We start from the raw sequence: 19,558 nt of genomic DNA on the forward strand, positions 1-19,558 counted from the left end.
AACAAATAATAATGTTAAGTTAAAAACTTATAATTTTAGACTACACTATTTGAAAGGGTTTTACAAAAAATTGAACCGAGAATGAGTATACTTAACTAAAAACCGAACCTTCTTCCATTTGTTGGGCCAAGTGTAAGAGGAGGTCTTCTCTTCCCTTGGCGGCTGTCAGTTGAACACCAAGGGACAGCCCTTGCCCATCACGATAGACAGGTAAAGAAATCGATGGTTGTCCCGTCAGGTTAGCTTGTTGGGTGAAAGGTGTCCAATCTAAACTATCCGCAAACATATCCCAAATAAGTTCTTGTTGTTTTGGCCAATCAAACTCAGACATATGCTTGAGTTGGTTCTGTAGGCTTTCAGAAAGGGCAAACTGCCCATGCTTAGGTGCCACATCCGCAACTGTAGGAGTCAGAAGAATATCGTAAGACTCATGAAAATTCGCCATCAGATGGCTATAATGGTCCCACTGAGTTAGGACTTTAGAGTAAACTTTGGCAGGAATCTTTTGGCCAGATTGGAAAATAGCCCAAGTCATCAACTCCATATCTTCAAGCGTCATCTGACGTCCCAAACCAGCCTCTATACCATCAAACATGGCAGCCGTCTCAACACTATTCATAATGTAATAAGACTGCATAGCTTCAACACCATTTAATGGCTGGTTGCTGATTTCATGGACATGATGTCCTAGACTTTCTAATGCTCTAGCAGCCTTTTTTGTCGCCGCAATAGCAGATTCTGACACCTTACCGCTAATAGGAGATACAGTCAAAAAAGCAATCTTCAAAGGTCTGACTGGTTGGTCTAAAGAATCTTTGCTGAGCTTTGGCAAGATAAAGGGACTTTCCATCTGACACGTCTGCATATGATAAAGCAAGCGTTTTGTATCTCGAACAGACTTAGTCAAAGCAAACTGGACAGAGGCTCCCTGCCATCCACGAAACGAACCAGGACCGACAGGAATTCGTCCTCTGGTAGGCTTGAGACCGATTAGGCCGTTAAAGGAAGCTGGAATGCGAATAGAGCCCCCACCGTCACTAGCTGGGGCCAAAGGAGAAATGCCAGAGCTCACAAGAGCAGCCGCACCGCCACTTGAGCCACCAGCATTACGCCTCACATCATCAGGTAGATTGACAGGACCATGAATCTGAGCATCACTGATATTTTTGAAGCCAAACTCAGGAGTGCTAGAACGTCCTAAAATAATAAAGCCCAATTCCTCAAGTTTCTTAACATAATTATCCGTTTCCTTAGCCCGATAACTTGTAAATAGGCGAGAACCCGCTGTTGACGACTCACCAGCTTGCTCCTGACCTAAATCCTTTAGGAAAATTGGGACACCAGCAAAAGGTTTATCTGAAAAGTCTCTAGTTTCTGCTTCTTCTAAAGCTTTCTCGTAACGTTGACTGACGATAGCATTGATTTTAGTATTCGTCTTCTCCGCTTCACTTATAGTATCCTTTACTAGTTCTGGGGGACTGACCGTCTTATTTCGCACGGCCTCAGCCATTGCCGTTGCATCTGACCACTCATTTACTGACATCTTATTTTCTCCCTGTTTCTATTACTTCCTAAATTATACTAAAAAAAACGAAACGCCTGAAACGTTCCGCCTTCAATCATGATATTTAGTCTTGCCAAGTTTCTTGGTTTTCTTTAAATTTTTTCAAGAGTTGAAGTCCGTCTGCTGTGATGTAGCCTTGCACTTTAGCCACTTTGATCAACTCAGTGTAGTTTGAAAGAGTGACCAATTTCACGCCAGCATCAGCGAAGTTTTTCTCAGCTTTTGGCAATTCGTAAGTGAAGATAGCCACAACACCGATAACATCAGCCCCTTCACGCTCTGCAGCTGCTACAGCATCAAGCACTGATCCACCAGTTGAAATCAAGTCTTCAACAACAACCATTTTTTCACCTTTAACCACACGACCTTCGATTTGGTTACCAGCACCGTGATCTTTTGGTTTGCTACGGATATAGGCAAATGGAAGGTTCATCTTGTCAGCGATGATAGCACCGTGAGGAATACCAGCAGTTGCAGTACCAGCAATCACTTCTACTTCAGGAAATTCTTCCTTAATTTTTTCCACAAAACCATTTTCGATAAGTGTACGAGTTTCTGGGTAAGACAAAGTAATACGGTTGTCTGTGTAGATTGGTGATTTGATTCCTGATGCCCATGTAAATGGTTCTTCAGGTTTAAGGTAAACAGCCTTGATATCAAGCAAGTCAGATGCGATTTGTGATGCTAATGTCATAATTATTATCCTCCGTAAAGCGTTTTCTACTCTTTATTATAACCTAATTCAGTCTATTTTCCTATGAAATAAGGTCTTTTTGAAAATTTATTGACCGATCCATTGAGCCTTGATGTCGTGATAAGCTGCTACTGGATCATCAGCTTGTGTAATTGGACGACCAACAACAATGTAATCTGAACCAATTTGGCGAGCATCGGCAGGTGTCATGACACGTTTTTGGTCACCAACCGCTGCTCCTGCTGGACGAATACCAGGTGTCAAACAAACGAAATCTTCATTTGTTGCGTCTTTGATTTTTGCGACTTCGTGTGCTGAGCAAACAACACCGTCAAGGCCTGCTTCAGCAGTCTTTTTAGCATAATGAACCACTGATTCTTGAAGAGTCGTTTGGATATTTTGGAAATCATGCATCTGCTCTTCAGAGGTAGAGGTCAACTGAGTTACAGCAATCAAGATTGGACCATCACCCAAGCCTTCACGCGCAGCCTTCATCATTTCCACACCACCAGCCGCATGCACATTTGTCATATCAACACCAAGGTTAGACAAAACACGCATTGCAGATTTGACAGTATTTGGAATATCGTGAAGCTTAAGGTCAAGGAAAACACTATGGCCAAGATCTTTAACATAGCGAACAATCTCTGGACCAGCCGCATAGTAAAGTTCCATACCAATCTTCACATAGAGCTTTTCATCAGCAGGAAACTTAGCAAGGAATGCCTTCACATCCTCAAAAGTCGGGAAATCAAGGGCAATAACAGGACGATTTTCTCTCATTTCTTATATCCTTTCACACAAAAAACCTCCGCCAGTCAGCGAAGGTTGCACGAAAACAGGGCAGTCCCTACCCTTTAGTGATGCCGTAGCATCTCAGTACACCTTTCTCGCCTCTCTGGACTCGATTAAAGGTTCAGTTCAATTTGTTCTATTATAGCGCTTTTAAAAGGGAATGTCAAAGGGGGATAACACCCAAATATCTATTCAAGCATCTTTATAAGCTCTTCATTTTGTTTGTCATAATAGTTAAAATAGCTTGAATCAATACCCAAACAATCAACAAGAAGCAATCGCAGGTTTTCAGAAAGTTGTTTTAACTTCTTACGACTTAATAATCGCGTATCAATTTCGGACAAACCGTGAGCAACTTTATTTCGTTCACCATTCAAACCTAAAATGCCATTAATCGCTGTCTGAAGCTGAGAATCATATTCATAGAACTCAAGGATATTCAAGTAAGATAACAAATTAAGTGTAGATTGTACTGAAAAAATACGTTCTTCAGTGTCTTCAATACCCCTAGATTTTTTCATTTTCTTATCGATATCGTCTAAAATGGCTTCACAATCAGGAAATTCAGGATTAAGTTTTGGCAGATTGCCATCAAATACAATTAAGCCCTCATGATCTTTTTTGATGGTTTCTTCGATGACAAATTCAGCTAGTGATTTTGCCTTAATTAAGACATCAGCAATATGCTCACGTTCTTTTAAAACATCAATCATCAAATAGTAATTCAAAGCCTTCTTTTGGGAGTCATCGAGAGGAAACGATAGGATATCTGAAAGAATAGACTGATTTTTGAAAACTCGTGAAAAATCGTATAGTTTCTCACGAATATAAGCAATTCTCTTTTTAGAAAGTAATTTATTATATTCTTTTCGATTGATTATGGCTTCTGCTGCTTGATAATCAAAGGAAGCAATTAAACTTCTAAGATGACGTTTGACTAATGCTTGCGTGAACTTCTCAGATTTATCTTTAATACTTCGGTCAACAAAATCTAGACTATTATCTTGATTTTCCACAATAAGAGCATCTATCTCAGTGTCGGTCAGAGGCTTGTATTCTCTGTTTGCTCCTTTTTTAGGAGTAGCAACCTGAATAGCTTGAGTATTATAGTCATTGATACGGTTAAGGGCAAAGAAAGCTGAAATAATTTGTGGTGTACCTGATGATAAGTTTAAGATGATTTCGTCATCGTCATTAGTATACTTCTGAACAATCAGCCCCATAACTTCATACATTTTATCGAAAAGATGGACTTCGTCGTTATTCAAGGTTGTAGAGTCAATTTCAATGATAGGATTATAGCCTTCGATTGAGAGCAAAACCTTATTTATCAAATCTTGTTTGACTAACATTTCTTGACTATATACAAGGACAATCTTGTCAGGTCTATAATTTCTTGCGATATGAAGTAAAGCTGCATCGTGATTATTACTTATAGGATCGGTTGTTCCTACAGCAGAGGTTAAAATTTAAAATTTTGATCACCTCTTTAGTTCAACTTAGTCAATAATTTCTTATTCAAATCCTGATAAAACTTAAAATCACTCTGGCTAAAATGGTATTGTTCTCTCACTAGAGTTTTTAAGGTTTTCATAGCTATACCTAATTGTTTAACTGCATCTGAATCCAAAGGACTTAAGCTGTGGGCAACCTTATTTCTAGAAGAATTCATCTCAATAATTGGAGCAATTGTTCTTCTAAGTTCAAATTCTCTTTTGGTTTTCAAGAGATTACTATAATCATAGAGATTGAGGTAGTATCTCTGATAATCTTCGCTATAATTATCAATTAAACCGTGGTATCTTTTTTCAATATAGTCTTCCAAAATAAACTCAGTTAAGTTTTTAATTCGTATAAAACTCTCACTAACGTTCCCACGTGCTCTTTGCAGTTCAATGGTCAAATAGGCACTAAGAATTTTTTGTTCTTCTTCCTTCAATTTTTTATGACGTAACCCTTTTGGAACATCTTGCTTAGACAGACAGTTGACAACATCACGGATTTCTTCTCGAACACTTTTTAAGTTTGAAGCATCTGATAATTGGTCTAGAATGTCTAGTGCCGCCTTATAGTCAAACTTCTCAATAAAATCTCGAGCTGTTTTCTTCAAGAGAGCCTGATTAAATTTCTCAGCATTATCTTCAATCGTTCGGTCAATAAAATTGACTTTATTATCCTCATTGACTTCGATGAGTTCATCAATGTTCTCATCATTATCATGACCGATGTTCACGTTTGAAGCATGTTCGGGACTCGAAACTTGAACCGCTTTGACATTGATACCATTTAGACGGTTAATCACAAATAAAGCAGATTTGATTTGCGGTGTCGCACTAGAAAGATTCAAGATAAATTCATCTTCTTTAGTATAATATTCTTGCAAAATATCAGAGAATCGTTGAAACATCACATCAAAAATATGAACCTCATTATCACTAATAATGGAATCATGTATTGTGAGTTCAGGCTTGTAGTCAGGAGCAATAGAAAACAGGGCTTTTTCAATATTACCTTGTTTTTCTGCAGTATGTTCCGAAAAAATCAATATAACTTTTTCGGGACGATATTTTCTTGCAATATGAATTAAGGCGCCATCATGAAAATTTCTAAAAGGGTCTGTGTCTCCTACAGCTGATATAAGTACTCTCATTTATCCATCTCCTTAATCAAAAAATTAGCTTTCCCCATTTCATAAAAAGACTCGTGGTTCTTTATTAATGAATGATTACCAGAGGGAATCTTAACCGTTTTAAGAGGTGCTTTTGTGAGCTTAAGAACTCCTTTTTCAACCATTTTAGTTTTCATTCGACTGTATCGTCTTTGCAAAATACCATCAGCCTGTTCAAATAGGGTCTTTGTCCAAGCACCGCTCCCTGCACCTAAATAAATTGGGTATTGTAGATTGGCTTGAATCTTATCATCAGGAAATTCAGATAGGAAAAATGCTTTATAGTCTTTATAAAACGTTTGTGCTCTCTTACCTAATTCTTCAATCAATCTTCCAGCTTCATCAGTGGTTGTTGTAATCTCAAATTCAATTTTTGTTAATGGAGAAATTGATTCTCTGTACAAAGGAAGTGGTTTAGCTTTGTTGTTTTTCGCTGAATAATCCCATTTCTGCACCAAGATAAGACTCTTATTATCAAAAGGCTTACTATCACTTACACGGATTGCGTTAAACAAATCATCGTATTCTTTACCCTTTTTTGGTCCCCAAGGGATAAGGTTTTTATTCTCTTTTGGAAATCTTCCAAAGTCATTTACAGCATTTTCATTATTCCATTTAGGTGTAGTATTCATTAAAATAGTACGAATAGCACCTTTTAATGAGCTACCAGGAATATAGGGATTACCAAAAGCATCACGAATAAACTTATTAACTTCATTAATAGCTCCGGCCGAATTAGGGTTTCTGTCCGATTCTAAACCTGTTTCAGAGATACTATAGCCACCAAATGAACGCTCTGCAATTCGGTTATCATTTAAAAAAGAAATAAGACGATTATTACGTGAGTTTGGACGAGTTTGAATCAGAAATGCTTCAAACTTTTCAGCAAGCCTCTTCTCCACCATTTTATTATAGAATTTCCTCATGTCAGGAAAGTAAAACTTCTTATTTTCATAGATAAATTCTCTAGAGGTATACTTCTCTCCATTACCAATATGAATTGGACCAAGTGTCAGGAGGCTTAATCTAAATGTTCTATAGTCATTTTTCATTTTTATACCTCCAATTTAAAGAAGAGTGGTTTAGCATAATTTAAAACAGCATGCGGGAAATCAAGTGGTCTCACATCAACAATCTGACCTTCAAATGTTTTACTAAAAGTTGAACCAGAAGCAAATTTGTAAAGATCTTGCTTACGATAATTCTCATTGGTAGCATGACTAAATGCAAAACCACTTGATTTAGTTAATAAGTACTGACCATCTTCCATTGCTTCTTCAAGGTCAGTATCTACAGGAAGTGCTGTCGTAAGGGTCATCACTTTATCGGAATGATTCTTAGTCAGTCTATCTGACAATTCAAGTGGGATCTTTTGAATATCTAACTCAAAACGACCATAACCACTTGAACGCTTCCCGCCAAGACCTGAGTACTGAAGACTAGTCATTAACTCATTAAGCAAATCAGATTCGTTTGCGATGACGTAAAGCGACGTATCGTTTGAAAATCGGGTGGTTGCAACCTGATAAAGATTACCATCTGTATGTGGTTGATTTTTTGTCACAGTATCAATAACAGCATGTTCTTCATTTTCAAATAAATCGCCATTGAGATAATCATCAACATTTTTTAGAGCAAGAAATTGCAGTTTCTTAGACAATTTTGCTTGACGTCGAACCTCTTTCACATCAAGTGATTGATCAATTTGGTCATGTTTGGGATAACCAATAGGCTTCGGCAAAAAGGGACCAAATTGAAATGGAAAGGCATCTGAGAGCGTGAAATCGTCTTGGTTTGCTTCGACCAGAAATGCATTAAGTTTCCCCATTTTTAGGGCTTCTAACACTAGGGCTGAAAAGATACGGTCTGCTGAGAATGTTAATTTTGAGCTATCAAGAGTGCCCGAACCAAAATGAGCATTCTGAAAGGTCATGATATACATTTTATAGGTCATATTAGACCTCCGCAGTCAAAAGTTCATTCAATGTGTCAACATCATACTTTCCAAATACGGTAGTAGCTTTGAGGTTTTCAAAAGCAACCTTACCGTAACCTCGAGATCCAGACCCTCCAAGATAATCGAGTTCAAGAAGTTTTAACCCATCTCGAATCACTTTGAAATCTTCCTCAACCTGGTTTTCATTTTCGTCTGTAATCTCATAAATTAACTCGAAATCAAATGTACTGTTACGAATAGCACGTTCAATTTGTCTTGGATTGGCTTCAGCAGTGATTCGATCAATTGTATTTTCAAATTTTACTTCTGTATAACTCCTTACCCCAAGAGAGTCTAGCTCATCAGCGTTTGATAAGAAGGCATCACGAAAAATCAAGCGTCCCATTTTGAATCGTTGATCTTTACTATTTCCAAATAAACGGCTAAGGACATCACTATCGTCGCTTGGTTTCTCAGCTACCTTTTCATTATAAACTTTGGCAAGAAGCGTTCTCATTTTTCCTTTGAGACTTGAACCAGGTATGATTGGTAGGTTGGTAATCGGGTCTTTAATAACCGGTGAATCCATAGCACCAATTGCCGCAAAAGCTGTGCTTCCACCAATATGGAGGCCTGTCTCTAAACGAATTTGAGCTGAAAATTTAATCTTAGCGAATGTCATTAATCTTTACCTCCATAAAACTTGAAATAGGCTACTAGTGCTTCCATATATCTACAAAATCTTTGAAGCGTCTCTCTATCTTTGATTTCCTTAAGAGCATCAAGAATTTGAGCTTTTTCTACCAAATCTTTTACTGCAATCTCTCTACCTGCTTGGTAGACAAATTGTACTCTTAAATAAGCGATACGATCAAGGAGAGCATCATATTTTTTGACCTTACTCTCATCAAAAAGTGTACTAGTTAAGCTCAGCAAGTTTCTTAGTTTACTTGTTGTAAGAAAGAAGGCATCTGGATTCTTTCTGTTCCTAGTATTTCTTTCTAGTTTTAGAATTGCTTTTTCTGCAATATCAACGTAATTCTCATCAGTCAAGATTGTCATATCCTAATCCTTTCTAATCTCATAGATATAGAGAAGCAAGGCTAACTCTGCTTCTTTTCTATCCTTATCATCCTTATTTGTGTACCAAGAATAGAATAAATTCTTAAATGTTTTAAATTTATCCCTGTCTGTTTCACGCGTCAATTCTTCAAGTCGTGTTAAATAATAAGCTAAACGTGCCATATTCATACGATCATGATTTCGAAGCAATTCAATCAGTTTATATATGAAATTCTTACCTCGTTCATCTTGGTGATTAAAGAAATAGCGAATTTGCTCTAACTTATCGTCGTAAATATTAGTGATAAACTGGTCAAATTTAAAGGTATAGTCGGAACTAAAGAGAGAAATACTATCTTTCTCATTGCTTTTGGCTGCTTCTTCTAACTCCCCTGTTTGATGTGCCATCAAGCTAATAGGGGTCTTATCAGCAAACAAACCTATACCAGCTGAGAGTGTTAGCTTTCCATTTGTCCATTTAATGAAGTTCTGACGGAGTTCAACAGTAAATGCAATAATATCTTGCCAAGAACCAATGGCAAAAACATCGTCCCCGCCGGCATAGATGATAGTGAGCTTTTTATCACTAGCAAATTGGTTAATATAAACCTTGAAGAAAAGACTCATGCTTCGAGAAAAAGTGGCTGATCGTGATAAGGTACTATATTGCCCATTTCCCTGTTGAGAGAAGCCGGCCATAAAGGCTGCTCCCAAATCATCTACGTCAAGACGAACAACAGCTAAACGTTTGATACCTAAACCATTTTCATTTTTAGACAAGGCAGCATAATTGTATATTTCATCACACTGGTAATCTCCAACGAAAACATGAGTTGCCTTAACCGTACCAGCCTTGTAGTCATTTTTGACATAAACACGGGAAAACTCTTCATCGCTTAGCTCTTCAAATGCAAGGCCTTTAAGACATGCGTTCGGTCCAATAGGAAGCCCCTCATTTTCAGTAATAATGAAATGATGATGGGCAATCTCTTTAGAAAATTGATACAAGCCTTGACAAATGTCGCACACTTTCTGCTCATGATAAGAAACTAAATTCTCAACGGAATGACAAATCTCGCACTCTCTTTCAGAAGATTTACCGCCCCTGTTCAACAACATAAGGGTTTGATAATCATACCTTGAGATTTTTTTCTCAGAAATCATGCGACTAGCCTTTTGGTAGACCTGTCTATAGCTTTCAGGTGAGTTCAGTTCGCTCATGACATCCTTAGCTGCGAAACTTCCCCAACCAAAGGCAACATATAATCTAGTTTGGAAATTAGCCAATAAAAATTGATTGAATTCTTTTTCAAATTGAACAAGTGTTTCTACCGTTTTTTCAGTATTGGCAAGGATAAAGTAAGCATGTCCCCCACCGACATAGAGCAAGTTAGCCCGATTAAGGCCTTGTTTATCAAGTAAACTATCTGCTATATACTCGCTCATAAAGTCAAGATACAAAGATCTAGCCTTCAATTGTTTAGCAGCACCACTCGTAGCTATATTATAGATAAAGTCTTGGATACCTGATAAGTCAAAGCTAGCAAGGAGAAAAGCTTCTTCCTCATAAAAAGCTGATGCTTTAGTAAACAAGTCCTCCTTATAGTTATGACGACCTTTGTCTTCTAAGTAATCATAGATAGCTAACGCAAAAGCTGCCGTCAGACGGCTATGTTCAGCAAGTGAAATATCAGCGATTTCTTTAGTGTTGGTTGAAGAAGGTACAAAAGAGAGGGTCGCTTCAAATAAATTTAACAAAGAATCAATTTGTGCTTGGTTAAACTCAAATTCTGTCAATTCATTTTTGATACGAGTCGCAATCGCCGCATAATCACCTTTTGAGAAAGGTTCATAGGTTGCCGACGCAAAATTAGGTTCAGATTTCAAGTTTAGAACCGTAGGTTTAAAGTAGCGTTTATCCGTTTGAGCTCCAAAAACGTTAAAAATATCAGCCTGGTTTGTATAGGTATCCCAAATCCTAGCTGATGCTTCCTCATCGCTCTCCTCGTTTGACTGTCTTCTGTCGACACCAGAGGCGATGTTATCAGCGATATAAGTTATGTAAGCTAGATGGTCATTTCCAAGTTTGTCACTTTGGTAGTTAGCCATGTGATATCTAATTTGATCTGAAATGACCTGATTATCAGCAATCTCATCAAACCAATCCGCGCCGACCAAGGCGTGTTTTTTTCGTTCTCCTGTCGCCCTTTGAATGACCTTACCGATATCATGCAAAAGTGCTCCGTAAAATAAATCAATCTTTTCTTTCTTCAAGCTTTATCCCTCCCATACCGAGACTCGTTTTCATGCCAAGACCTGAATATTCACCGAATGTTAGAAGCATTCTGACATAAGCTTTTAGAGTTTGAGCACCTTGTACTTTAAAGGTTAGCCTTCCTCTAAAGGCTGGAATTCTTTGCCCATGCACCCTGAAATAACTCGTCTCCAAGCGATAATTCGTAATGCTGCTGTGTTCAGATAGGTAATCTAAGGTATCCTCTTCAATTTCAGGCTGATTTTCAACTAACCTTCCATACTTTTGCATTAAACTTTGAAAAATCAAACGCATAGACGGGAAGATGACGTAGGAACCTTGAGATTTGAAACCTGTCGGAGTTTCGAAAATGATTGAAAAGTAAGTTTGATTGTCCTCACTATTGAAAATCTCCAACAGTTTATCTGCTCCCAACTCTTGAATCTCAACTTTTTCGACACTGAGTTTAGGCAAGTCGTTTAAGGACACCTCTTTAATCTTTAATAAGGTCATAAACACTTTATCCTCGAGGTCATCTGTAAGTAAATGCACGACCCACTGTGTGTCTTCTCTTCCTTGGATTACCTTGGTTGCATAGGGATTGGTTTGCTGCTGATGCAGATAATCAACATAGTCACTATCCAACTGTTCCATCAAGAAGCCATGAAATTTAACAGCTAAATCTTGTGCAGGATGGTCGATCCTTTTAAAAGTAAATACTAATTTTTTCATTCGACTCCTTCATCTTTGTATGAAAAAAACCCAATAGCTGAAAGTACTTTTCACCTCATTGGGGCGCCCTTAATGTGCTTTTAGTCTAACACTTTCTGGAAGCGGTGTCAAGACTGTTTTCGAAATTTTCAAAAAAGTCCCCTCTCGAGGTAGATAGGGTTATATCAAATTGCAAAATATGGCATCGTCCTAGTTGCAGCAGTGTTTCCGTCCCCTCGCGAGGTGTATAGGTTTGTATCTAAAGATCCTAACAATCCACACGGTGATTCAAACATCGAGTTTCCGTCCCCTCTCGAGGTATATAGGTTTATATCCCAGTTGGCGGAGGTAAAAATGATGGATCTTTAAATGGGTTTCCGTCCCCTCTCGAGGTATATAGATTTATATCAAAAGGTATGTACATCGGTGTCACTGGTGAACTCGCTAAGTTTCTGTCCCCTCGCGAGGTGGATAGGTTTATATCGGTCATCAACAAAAGGATTGACGGAGATAAGTTTTAGTTTCCGTCCCCTCTAGGGGTAGGTAGGTTTATATCAAAAAAATAGTTTGCGAAGATAAGAGCATGCGTATGTTCCCGTCCCCTCGCGAAGTAGATAGGTTTATATCGAACTATGAAATATAAAGTAATCGTCTATTTCGAGTTTCCGTCCCCTCTCGAGGCAGATAGGTTTATATCTCGTTGCTTACCACGACGCTGAAAATGCACTTATGGGGTTTCCGTCCCCTCTCGAGGTAAATAGTTTTATATCCCAATGACTAAAAAACAGAAAGCCTTGTGGTTGCAAGTTACCGTCCCCTCCCGAGGTAGATAGGTTTATATCCGCTAGAAATAACATCCAAGGAGATTATAACATGAGTTACCGTCCCCTAGCGAGGTAAAAAGGTTTATATGAAATAACTGTGCAACTCTGCTTTATCTAGGTACAAAGTTACCGTCCTCTCGCGAGGTGAATAGGTTTATATCCTCATTCCGTGACATTGACCAATTCGTGCCAAAGTTACCGTCCCCTTGCGAGGTATATAGGTTTATATCTGAAACAAAAGAAACAGCTGAAGCTCGTCGCGCAAAGTTACCGTCCCCTCTAGAGGTATATAGATTTATATCCTAACAATAATATTAAAAAATTTGCGAAATTTGGTTTTCCGTCCCCTTTCGAGGAATATGGGGTTATATCAAATCATATAATGTTGCCCTAATTAATGTCTACCCTCCGTTTCCGTCCCCTCGCGAGGTGAATAGGTTTATATCTTATCGCTACTACTCTGTAGACCCTAATGCTAGCACTGTTTCCGTCCCCTCTCGAGGTGAATTGGGTTATATCCGCACGCGAGGCTAAAGAAAACGGTGCGTTCTTCTAGTTACCGTCCCCTCTCGAGGTAGGTAGGTTTGTATCAAATCTCTTTAAATCGCTAACAAAATCTTTTTAAAGTTCCCGTCTCCTCGCGAAGTATATAGGTTTATATCATGTCATTCCAAAACCTAATTTCACTTACTGGTCGGTTACCGTCCTCTCTCGAGGTATATAAGTTTATATCAAAACGCAACAAGACAAGAGGATGATGATTTGACAGAGTTTCCGTCCCCTCGCGAGGTGGATAGGTTTATATCACCCAGACGAAAACTGGGATAGGACGATTGAACATGAACGTTTCCGTCCCCTCTCAAGGTAGATAGGTTTATATCCAGGTTTAATCAGCGTAACAGGAATTAATCTAGACTTGTTACCGTCCCCTCTCGAGGTATATAGGTTTATATCAGTAGATGACTTCATCATCTCAGGGGACATCGCAGAGTTTCCGTCCCCTCTCGAGGTAAATAGGTTTATATCAAACATTCATGGAGGAAGAAATAAATGACAACGAGTTTTCGTCCTCTCTCGAGGTGGATAGGTTTATATCTGATTTAAATAAATTAAATAAAGATAAAGATGGCATATTTCCGTCCCCTATCGAGGTATATAGGTTTATAACCTAATCATCTTAGGTATTAAGTACCTAAACAAATGATATGTTTCCGTCCCCTCTCGAAGTATATAGGTTTATATCGAGAAATCCACAAGAATATTATTAATTTTAACGGAAAGTTTCCGTCCCCTCCCGAGGTAGATAGGTTTATATCACTTAGACCGTGCAGAGACGAATAGAAAGGTGCAGGCGTTTCCGTCCCCTCTCGAGGTTGATAGGTTAATATCCATTCCAGAGTTCCAAGGAGGCATCCCGGATATTCCGTTTCCGTCCCCTCTCGAGGTATATAGGTTTATATCACAAAACTTTATGAATTTACTTTGACTCCCAGTCAAAAGTTTCCGTCCCCTCTCGAGGTAGATAGGTTTATATCGCAAGAATGATTATGGCAAGTATTTGTTACGGTTTCCGTCCCCTCTCGAGGTAGATAGGTTTATATCAAAGTCTCCATGATGTTGACCAATAATAACCATCAAGTTTCCGTCCCCTCTCGAGGTAGATAGGTTTATATCGATGGATAGGCTTCGTTAGGCGGTTTCCATAGCCGACTGTTTCCGTCCCCTCTCGAGGTATATAGGTTTATATCCCCATATCTTGTGCTCTAGACAGTTACTAGAGACACAAGATGTAGGACCTACTGGAAACACTACCTATATTGTACCATATGATTGAAGGCCTATAAAGGCTTAGAAGAAGAGAATGTCATCTAATTTTTCGGCACTATGGTAGGGGCTAAAACTAGTCACCTCTTCTTTAGTTGTCACATATACGATTATGCTGTCTTCTTCATCAGCCCTGTAGAAGCCCTCGATATCCTTAAGGAAAGACTGATAATCATTTCTTGACAAATCGACCTCGAAACAGGATTTTTGCACCCTCACGCCATAACCCTCAAGTAATTTGGAGAGTTTAAGTCTACGTTTGTTACTTCGAATATCATAAATAATCAGACAAAACATGGTTTTTTGTTTGGCAAACTCACGCTCTTCTTCGCTGAGATTAAAGTAAAGTCCCATTAATGCCCTCCTGTGTAACTTGTCTCATACAGACTAGGGTCAAGTTCTCTAAAAGCCCTAATCAAACTCTTGATTTGCCTATCTGCTGTATAAAGAAAAGAATAGCGTTTTTTGTCTAATTCGATATACTGATGGACTTCTAATATTCTTGAACGTAGTGCTCTTGCAAAGATTTCTCTGCCTTCATCGGTGAGTATGAAGTCTTGATCCTTATTTTCAAAATGACTTAAAAGAAGTTTACCGTTTCGAATCAACTCCATAAGCGTATTATCGACGATGATAGGTCTCCATTCTTCCATTAAATCACTAGCCAAGGTCGCATGATGCTGATGATGCTTGTGAATTACCCCAAATCCCAAGCTTAGCCCGTTTTTCTTAATCAACCCCATAAAGCAAGAATATAAGATACTATAGCCAAAATTGAGGGCACTGTTAAAACAATCCTCCGAAGGCCGTCTACTCCTACCATTAAAATGAAAATCATTAGGAACCAGTAAATTCAGATAGTAAAAATAGGATTTCGCAAGGCGACCTTCGTAACCCATAATTTCTGTAATGGAATAAGCTTTCTGAATATCATTGACGCTATCTTCAAACCTAGAATAATCTAAGGTATCCAGTAGTCCATCCGTATCAAACTCTCTAAGCAAGGCAATTTGATGCCTCACCTTGGTCGTAGCGATACTTCTCGCAACCTCTAAACGGAAATCCTCTTCAAAATAAGCCTTGGCTTGCAACTCTTGCTTTTGAAATTCGTCCTGCCTGTGGGATTCAATACTAGAAATAAATTGACCAACATTTGAGAAATAGTAAACATTCACCTTGTTCTTTGACAAAGCTTTGATGAGTTGAGTGGTCAGTTGTGCATTACCAAAAAGTAACACATTATTAACGAGTGAAATGGACACTTCTTTGACAATCTCTTTATTATCATTTTTAATGATAATTCTTTGTTCGGATAAGGACAGGTAATAATTGGACCTTTGAATATATAAATCGCTCATAAGCTACCTCTGGGTATTTTATGGCATATATTATATCACCGCAATTCTAATCGTCAATATATTCTAATGTTTTATCTAAAAAATGAAGCCCTAACGATAGGACTTCATTTTTATTTATTGTAAAGAGATTGCTTTCCTTATTTCCCCAACAAGTCTGTTCTAACTTCTTTGCGCAAGTCTTCGAGTGTTGTGATGCTGTACTTGTCCATGACCTCAGGGAGACGGTCAATGATTTTAGGGCAGGCATATGGATCTGCGAAGTTGGCTGTTCCGACACCGATGGCTGAGGCACCAGCGATAAACATTTCGATGGCAGCTTCGGCACTGTCGACGCCCCCCATACCGATGATTGGAAGGTCTGATGCTAGAGCAACTTGGCGGATGAGTTTAAGGGCTACTGGGAAGACAGCTGGCCCTGACATACCACCTTGACCGTTGGCAATAATTGGTTTGCGTGTCGCCAAATCATAACGTGTACCAACCAAGGTGTTAATCATGGTAAAGCCTGTCGCACCGGCATCTTCGACTGCCTTGGCGACACTTGTGATGTCAGCCACGCTTGGTGTCAGTTTGACATAGACGGGCACATCAGAGTGAGAAACACTGGCTTTTACGGCTGCATAGGCAAGCTCTGGGACTTGTCCGATGAGAAGGCCATTATTGCCATGGTCCACGTTTGGACAGGAAATGTTAAGCTCGATTGCCTTGACGTTACTTGCCTTGGAAATCTTGTGAGAGACTTCCGCATATTCTTCGTTAGAAAATCCAGCCACATTGGCAATGATTGGCAAGTTAGGATAATGTTCCTGCAACCAAGGGAGTTTTTCAGACAAGACAGCATCAACACCTGGATTTTGCAGTCCGATGGCATTAAGCATGCCTGATGGTGTCTCCGCCACACGTGGCGTAGGATTCCCAAAACGTGGGTTGGCAGTCGTTGCCTTAATCATGATTGACCCTAGTTTGTCCAAATCATAGTACTTGGCATACTCTTGACCAAAACCAAAGCAACCAGAAGCTGGAATAATTGGATTCTTCAAATCGAGCCCTGGAAGGCTAATAGCTAAACGATTTTCTGATTTCATTTCTGACATGGTAACCTCCTAGACGATGACTTTTCCAGTAGGAAAGACTGGCCCCTCCTCGCAGACACGAAGATTTTTGGCATCTGATTCTCCTTTAACGTGAACCACACAGGCATAGCATGCACCCATACCACAAGCCATACGAGCTTCCATAGAAACATAGGCGTGGGGATGATTTTCAAACTTGCTATCAACATATTTGAGCATACCTGGAGCTCCGCAACTGTAGACGGCATCTGGTGTCCAGTCCAAGTTATCAATGACTGTCGAAACGTAACCCTTGATACCGTATGAACCGTCATCAGTCGTCACATAAACATCACCACAGGCCCTGAGTTTATCCTCCAAAATAACGGCATCTTTATTGGCAAAACCAATCACAGAAACGACTTTCACTCCCTTAGCCTTCAACTGTTTAGCCGTCTCAACCAAAGGTGGCACCCCGATACCACCACCAACAAGGAGAGTTTTCTGCCCAGCCTCAATAACGGAAATATCAAAACCATTTCCCTGAGGGCCCATGGTATCAATAGTTTGACCAGCTACCATCTTAGAGAGGATAGCTGTCCCCTCACGCTCCACACGATAGACAATGGTCGCCTCTTTCTTGTCGTAGTCAATCTCTGAGATGGAAATCGGACGACGGAGGAGTTTGCTTGGGTCTGGCACTTTAAGGTGGACAAACTGACCAACCCGCATATCCGCAACCATCTCTCCCTTAAGCACCATCTCGAAAATACGAGGTGCAATCTCACGCTGACTAACAATGGTTAAATCTTCAACTAAAATCATGACAACCCTTTCTATACTACAAAATGTCATCAAAAAAACCTCGCCACATGGCAAGGTCGCACAAAAAATCACAGGAGAACCCTGTTTTTTCACCAGTCCGACCTTTTAAGCCTCTCTGGACTCATTTAAAGGTTATTTTGTGATTATTATAACCGTTTTCAAGACGGATGTCAAAGGAGAAAAGAAAAAACCAAAGCTTATAAAATTAAGCTAAGGTCTCTCCAGCCTATAACTAGGCCCTCTGTTTGATACGTTCTCTATCATCTCATAGGGGAAAGGGAAAATAAATTGTCAACATTCCTAACAAGAGGTGCTAGAGTTCTTGAACAAGAGCCCTAAAAAACATTATTTAAACAATCTGTCGTAAACCATAGTATGAGCCAACTGCTGACCATCGCCACCCAACAAATCAACCAAGGCATAAGCAAAAGCTAATGCTGTTCCGGCACCACGGCTAGTGACAATATTGCCATCTACGACAACTAAGTCAGTTTGATGCTCGCCAGATGCAATTTGTTCCTCTACGCCAGGGAAACATGTGAATTTACGCCCTTCAAGAAGACCAGCACGCTCGAGAACAATTGGTGCAGCACAGATAGCAGCAATATATTTTCCTACTTTAGCAGCCTCTTGAAGAGAGGCAATCAATGTTTCGTTGTCGCGTAGATTAGTTGATCCAGGCATACCTCCAGGAAGGACCACCAAGTCATAATCCACAAAATCGCCATCAAATACGCCATCCATAGCGACTTGGATTCCATGTGAGCCAGTCACTGACGCACTTTCAAGTCCAAGCATGCTACAGTCAAATCCTGCTCGGCGGAAGACATCCACTGGGCTCAAGGCTTCGATTTCTTCAAATCCGTCCGCAAATACTACTGCTACTTTTGTCATGATATACCTCCAAGTTACTTATCGCATGATTCTATTACGCCTTAAATTATAGCAGTTTTAGAAGCAGGAAACAAACTATAAAAACGGACTTTCAGCATGAAAAAAGACAGCACAAGGACTGTCTTTGTCATTTTATCTAAGCAAACTTGCTAGGATCCACAAGAGATAAATATGGGCTGGGTAGAAAATATAGAAGAAATTCTTATTACCACTACCACGCTCACCATTATAGAAATACATAGGAATCGCAGCAAAAACCATCATCCACTGCACACCTGTCGGATCAAAGAGATGGGCAATCACTGAAATAACAGCTAAGACAATGATTTGAGCGATGCGATTGGTTCGGAAGATATAGAATAGCAAACCAAGAATAACCATCACAAAGCCACCCTCAACCATGATAATACTTGGAACTAGTGACAAGATAAAGGCAACAATCTGCACAAGGACTGGGTTTGCATGTGGCGTTTCAAATATGCCTGCAAGAATTACAACTGGAATAGATGAAAGAATCGGCAAGAGAAAGACACCAATCCCTTGAATTAACTCCTTGTTCGATTTATCGCGAAGCCCCTTAGCCAACAAATCCCAAGAACATATAAAAATCCCTGTAATAAAGAAGGTTGAGAAGGCATTATTGGTTAAACCGATACTACCATTATGAAAAATACTACCAATGATGGCGTTGCCAATGGTCATAAACCAACTCATGTAAAGCAACCGCCTGAGAAAAGCCATACGATCGTGTGTATAGTGAAAACTATCAGCAGCAAGAAAGAGGAAAATCGGGAAAGCCAGGCGTCCCAACATCGTCAACCACATGGGTGCTCCCATACTCCCGAACATCTGATAGATTTGGTCCAAAAACATAAGTGCAACAGCTAGGTATTTTAAATTAGTCGCATTGCATATCTTTTTTATATCGTTCATTTAATGCTCCTTTAATTTTCAGCATATTAAATGATACCACAAGTTAGATGTAAATTCAAAAGAATGTATGAAGAATTTTAATATGATTTTTAGCTACTTATGTCATACAATTTTTCATGATAATTTATACGACATTAAAATAATAAGTCTAGATTCTCGACCCG

At 39.3% G+C, this 19,558-nt stretch carries 17 protein-coding genes; all 17 read right to left on the minus strand.

Going from position 1 to position 19,558, the window contains the following annotated elements:
- Window positions 1-91 precede the first annotated feature (91 nt).
- The 17 genes from AX663_RS09205 to AX663_RS09285 all read right to left on the minus strand — a co-directional run bounded on the left by AX663_RS09205 (window position 92) and on the right by AX663_RS09285 (window position 19,394).
- Window positions 92-1,543 carry an amidase gene (locus tag AX663_RS09205; RefSeq protein ID WP_060973293.1) on the minus strand — a complete coding sequence of 484 codons (1,452 nt, stop codon included), beginning with the start codon at window positions 1,541-1,543 and terminating at the stop codon, window positions 92-94.
- Window positions 1,544-1,628: 85 nt separating this feature from the next.
- Window positions 1,629-2,258, minus strand: a complete 630-nt coding sequence (pyrE, locus tag AX663_RS09210; protein ID WP_004182503.1) for an orotate phosphoribosyltransferase — start codon at window positions 2,256-2,258, stop codon at window positions 1,629-1,631.
- 87 nt (window positions 2,259-2,345) lie between these two features.
- The gene (gene pyrF, locus AX663_RS09215; RefSeq protein ID WP_060973294.1) at window positions 2,346-3,041 is read right to left on the minus strand and encodes an orotidine-5'-phosphate decarboxylase; all 696 of its coding nucleotides are present in this window, start codon (window positions 3,039-3,041) and stop codon (window positions 2,346-2,348) included.
- Between the two features lie 200 nt (window positions 3,042-3,241).
- On the minus strand, window positions 3,242-4,405 hold the full coding sequence (csm6, locus tag AX663_RS09220; RefSeq protein WP_231724229.1) for a type III-A CRISPR-associated CARF protein Csm6: 1,164 nt from the start codon (window positions 4,403-4,405) through the stop codon (window positions 3,242-3,244).
- 137 nt (window positions 4,406-4,542) lie between these two features.
- Window positions 4,543-5,703 carry a type III-A CRISPR-associated CARF protein Csm6 gene (csm6, locus tag AX663_RS09225; protein ID WP_082759664.1) on the minus strand — a complete coding sequence of 387 codons (1,161 nt, stop codon included), beginning with the start codon at window positions 5,701-5,703 and terminating at the stop codon, window positions 4,543-4,545.
- A complete protein-coding gene (gene csm5 / locus AX663_RS09230; RefSeq protein ID WP_060973295.1) occupies window positions 5,700-6,773 on the minus strand; it encodes a type III-A CRISPR-associated RAMP protein Csm5 in 1,074 nt (357 codons plus the stop codon). The genes csm6 (AX663_RS09225) and csm5 overlap by 4 nt, the downstream gene beginning before the upstream one ends.
- Before the next feature lie 2 nt (window positions 6,774-6,775).
- Entirely contained in the window at window positions 6,776-7,675 is a 900-nt protein-coding gene (gene csm4 / locus AX663_RS09235; RefSeq protein WP_060973296.1) for a type III-A CRISPR-associated RAMP protein Csm4, read from the minus strand.
- A gap of 1 nt (window position 7,676) precedes the next feature.
- Window positions 7,677-8,339, minus strand: a complete 663-nt coding sequence (gene csm3, locus AX663_RS09240) for a type III-A CRISPR-associated RAMP protein Csm3 (RefSeq protein ID WP_060973297.1) — start codon at window positions 8,337-8,339, stop codon at window positions 7,677-7,679.
- The gene (gene csm2, locus AX663_RS09245; RefSeq protein ID WP_060973298.1) at window positions 8,339-8,719 is read right to left on the minus strand and encodes a type III-A CRISPR-associated protein Csm2; all 381 of its coding nucleotides are present in this window, start codon (window positions 8,717-8,719) and stop codon (window positions 8,339-8,341) included. The genes csm3 and csm2 overlap by 1 nt, the downstream gene beginning before the upstream one ends.
- A 3-nt stretch (window positions 8,720-8,722) precedes the next feature.
- A complete protein-coding gene (cas10, locus tag AX663_RS09250; RefSeq protein WP_060973299.1) occupies window positions 8,723-10,993 on the minus strand; it encodes a type III-A CRISPR-associated protein Cas10/Csm1 in 2,271 nt (756 codons plus the stop codon).
- Window positions 10,974-11,705 (minus strand): CRISPR-associated endoribonuclease Cas6, encoded by a 732-nt coding sequence (gene cas6, locus AX663_RS09255; RefSeq protein ID WP_060973300.1) that lies wholly within the window; start codon window positions 11,703-11,705, stop codon window positions 10,974-10,976. The genes cas10 and cas6 overlap by 20 nt, the downstream gene beginning before the upstream one ends.
- A gap of 2,651 nt (window positions 11,706-14,356) precedes the next feature.
- A complete protein-coding gene (gene cas2, locus AX663_RS09260) occupies window positions 14,357-14,686 on the minus strand; it encodes a CRISPR-associated endonuclease Cas2 (RefSeq protein WP_060973301.1) in 330 nt (109 codons plus the stop codon).
- The gene (gene cas1 / locus AX663_RS09265; RefSeq protein WP_060973302.1) at window positions 14,686-15,690 is read right to left on the minus strand and encodes a CRISPR-associated endonuclease Cas1; all 1,005 of its coding nucleotides are present in this window, start codon (window positions 15,688-15,690) and stop codon (window positions 14,686-14,688) included. Before cas1 ends, cas2 begins: the two co-directional genes overlap by 1 nt.
- Window positions 15,691-15,827: 137 nt before the next feature.
- Window positions 15,828-16,784 (minus strand): dihydroorotate dehydrogenase, encoded by a 957-nt coding sequence (locus tag AX663_RS09270; protein ID WP_197414221.1) that lies wholly within the window; start codon window positions 16,782-16,784, stop codon window positions 15,828-15,830.
- A 9-nt stretch (window positions 16,785-16,793) separates the two neighbouring features.
- Entirely contained in the window at window positions 16,794-17,567 is a 774-nt protein-coding gene (locus AX663_RS09275; RefSeq protein ID WP_060973303.1) for a dihydroorotate dehydrogenase electron transfer subunit, read from the minus strand.
- A gap of 345 nt (window positions 17,568-17,912) precedes the next feature.
- Complete coding sequence (locus AX663_RS09280) at window positions 17,913-18,461, minus strand: DJ-1 family glyoxalase III (RefSeq protein ID WP_060973304.1); 549 nt, start codon at window positions 18,459-18,461, stop codon at window positions 17,913-17,915.
- A gap of 132 nt (window positions 18,462-18,593) precedes the next feature.
- The gene (locus AX663_RS09285; RefSeq protein ID WP_060973305.1) at window positions 18,594-19,394 is read right to left on the minus strand and encodes a TraX family protein; all 801 of its coding nucleotides are present in this window, start codon (window positions 19,392-19,394) and stop codon (window positions 18,594-18,596) included.
- Between the last annotated feature and the right edge of the window lie 164 nt (window positions 19,395-19,558).

This window comes from Streptococcus sp. CCH8-H5, assembly GCF_001556505.1.
In the GTDB taxonomy this organism is placed as follows: domain Bacteria; phylum Bacillota; class Bacilli; order Lactobacillales; family Streptococcaceae; genus Streptococcus.

Coding starts and splice junctions, on each gene's coding strand:
- AX663_RS09205 (WP_060973293.1), bottom strand. CDS start 1,543: ATGTCAGTAAATGAGTGGTCAGATGCAACGGCAATGGCTGAGGCCGTG.
- pyrE (WP_004182503.1), bottom strand. CDS start 2,258: ATGACATTAGCATCACAAATCGCATCTGACTTGCTTGATATCAAGGCT.
- pyrF (WP_060973294.1), bottom strand. CDS start 3,041: ATGAGAGAAAATCGTCCTGTTATTGCCCTTGATTTCCCGACTTTTGAG.
- csm6 (WP_231724229.1), bottom strand. CDS start 4,405: ATGTTAGTCAAACAAGATTTGATAAATAAGGTTTTGCTCTCAATCGAA.
- csm6 (WP_082759664.1), bottom strand. CDS start 5,703: ATGAGAGTACTTATATCAGCTGTAGGAGACACAGACCCTTTTAGAAAT.
- csm5 (WP_060973295.1), bottom strand. CDS start 6,773: ATGAAAAATGACTATAGAACATTTAGATTAAGCCTCCTGACACTTGGT.
- csm4 (WP_060973296.1), bottom strand. CDS start 7,675: ATGACCTATAAAATGTATATCATGACCTTTCAGAATGCTCATTTTGGT.
- csm3 (WP_060973297.1), bottom strand. CDS start 8,339: ATGACATTCGCTAAGATTAAATTTTCAGCTCAAATTCGTTTAGAGACA.
- csm2 (WP_060973298.1), bottom strand. CDS start 8,719: ATGACAATCTTGACTGATGAGAATTACGTTGATATTGCAGAAAAAGCA.
- cas6 (WP_060973300.1), bottom strand. CDS start 11,705: ATGAAAAAATTAGTATTTACTTTTAAAAGGATCGACCATCCTGCACAA.
- cas2 (WP_060973301.1), bottom strand. CDS start 14,686: ATGGGACTTTACTTTAATCTCAGCGAAGAAGAGCGTGAGTTTGCCAAA.
- cas1 (WP_060973302.1), bottom strand. CDS start 15,690: ATGAGCGATTTATATATTCAAAGGTCCAATTATTACCTGTCCTTATCC.
- AX663_RS09270 (WP_197414221.1), bottom strand. CDS start 16,784: ATGTCAGAAATGAAATCAGAAAATCGTTTAGCTATTAGCCTTCCAGGG.
- AX663_RS09275 (WP_060973303.1), bottom strand. CDS start 17,567: ATGATTTTAGTTGAAGATTTAACCATTGTTAGTCAGCGTGAGATTGCA.
- AX663_RS09280 (WP_060973304.1), bottom strand. CDS start 18,461: ATGACAAAAGTAGCAGTAGTATTTGCGGACGGATTTGAAGAAATCGAA.
- AX663_RS09285 (WP_060973305.1), bottom strand. CDS start 19,394: ATGAACGATATAAAAAAGATATGCAATGCGACTAATTTAAAATACCTA.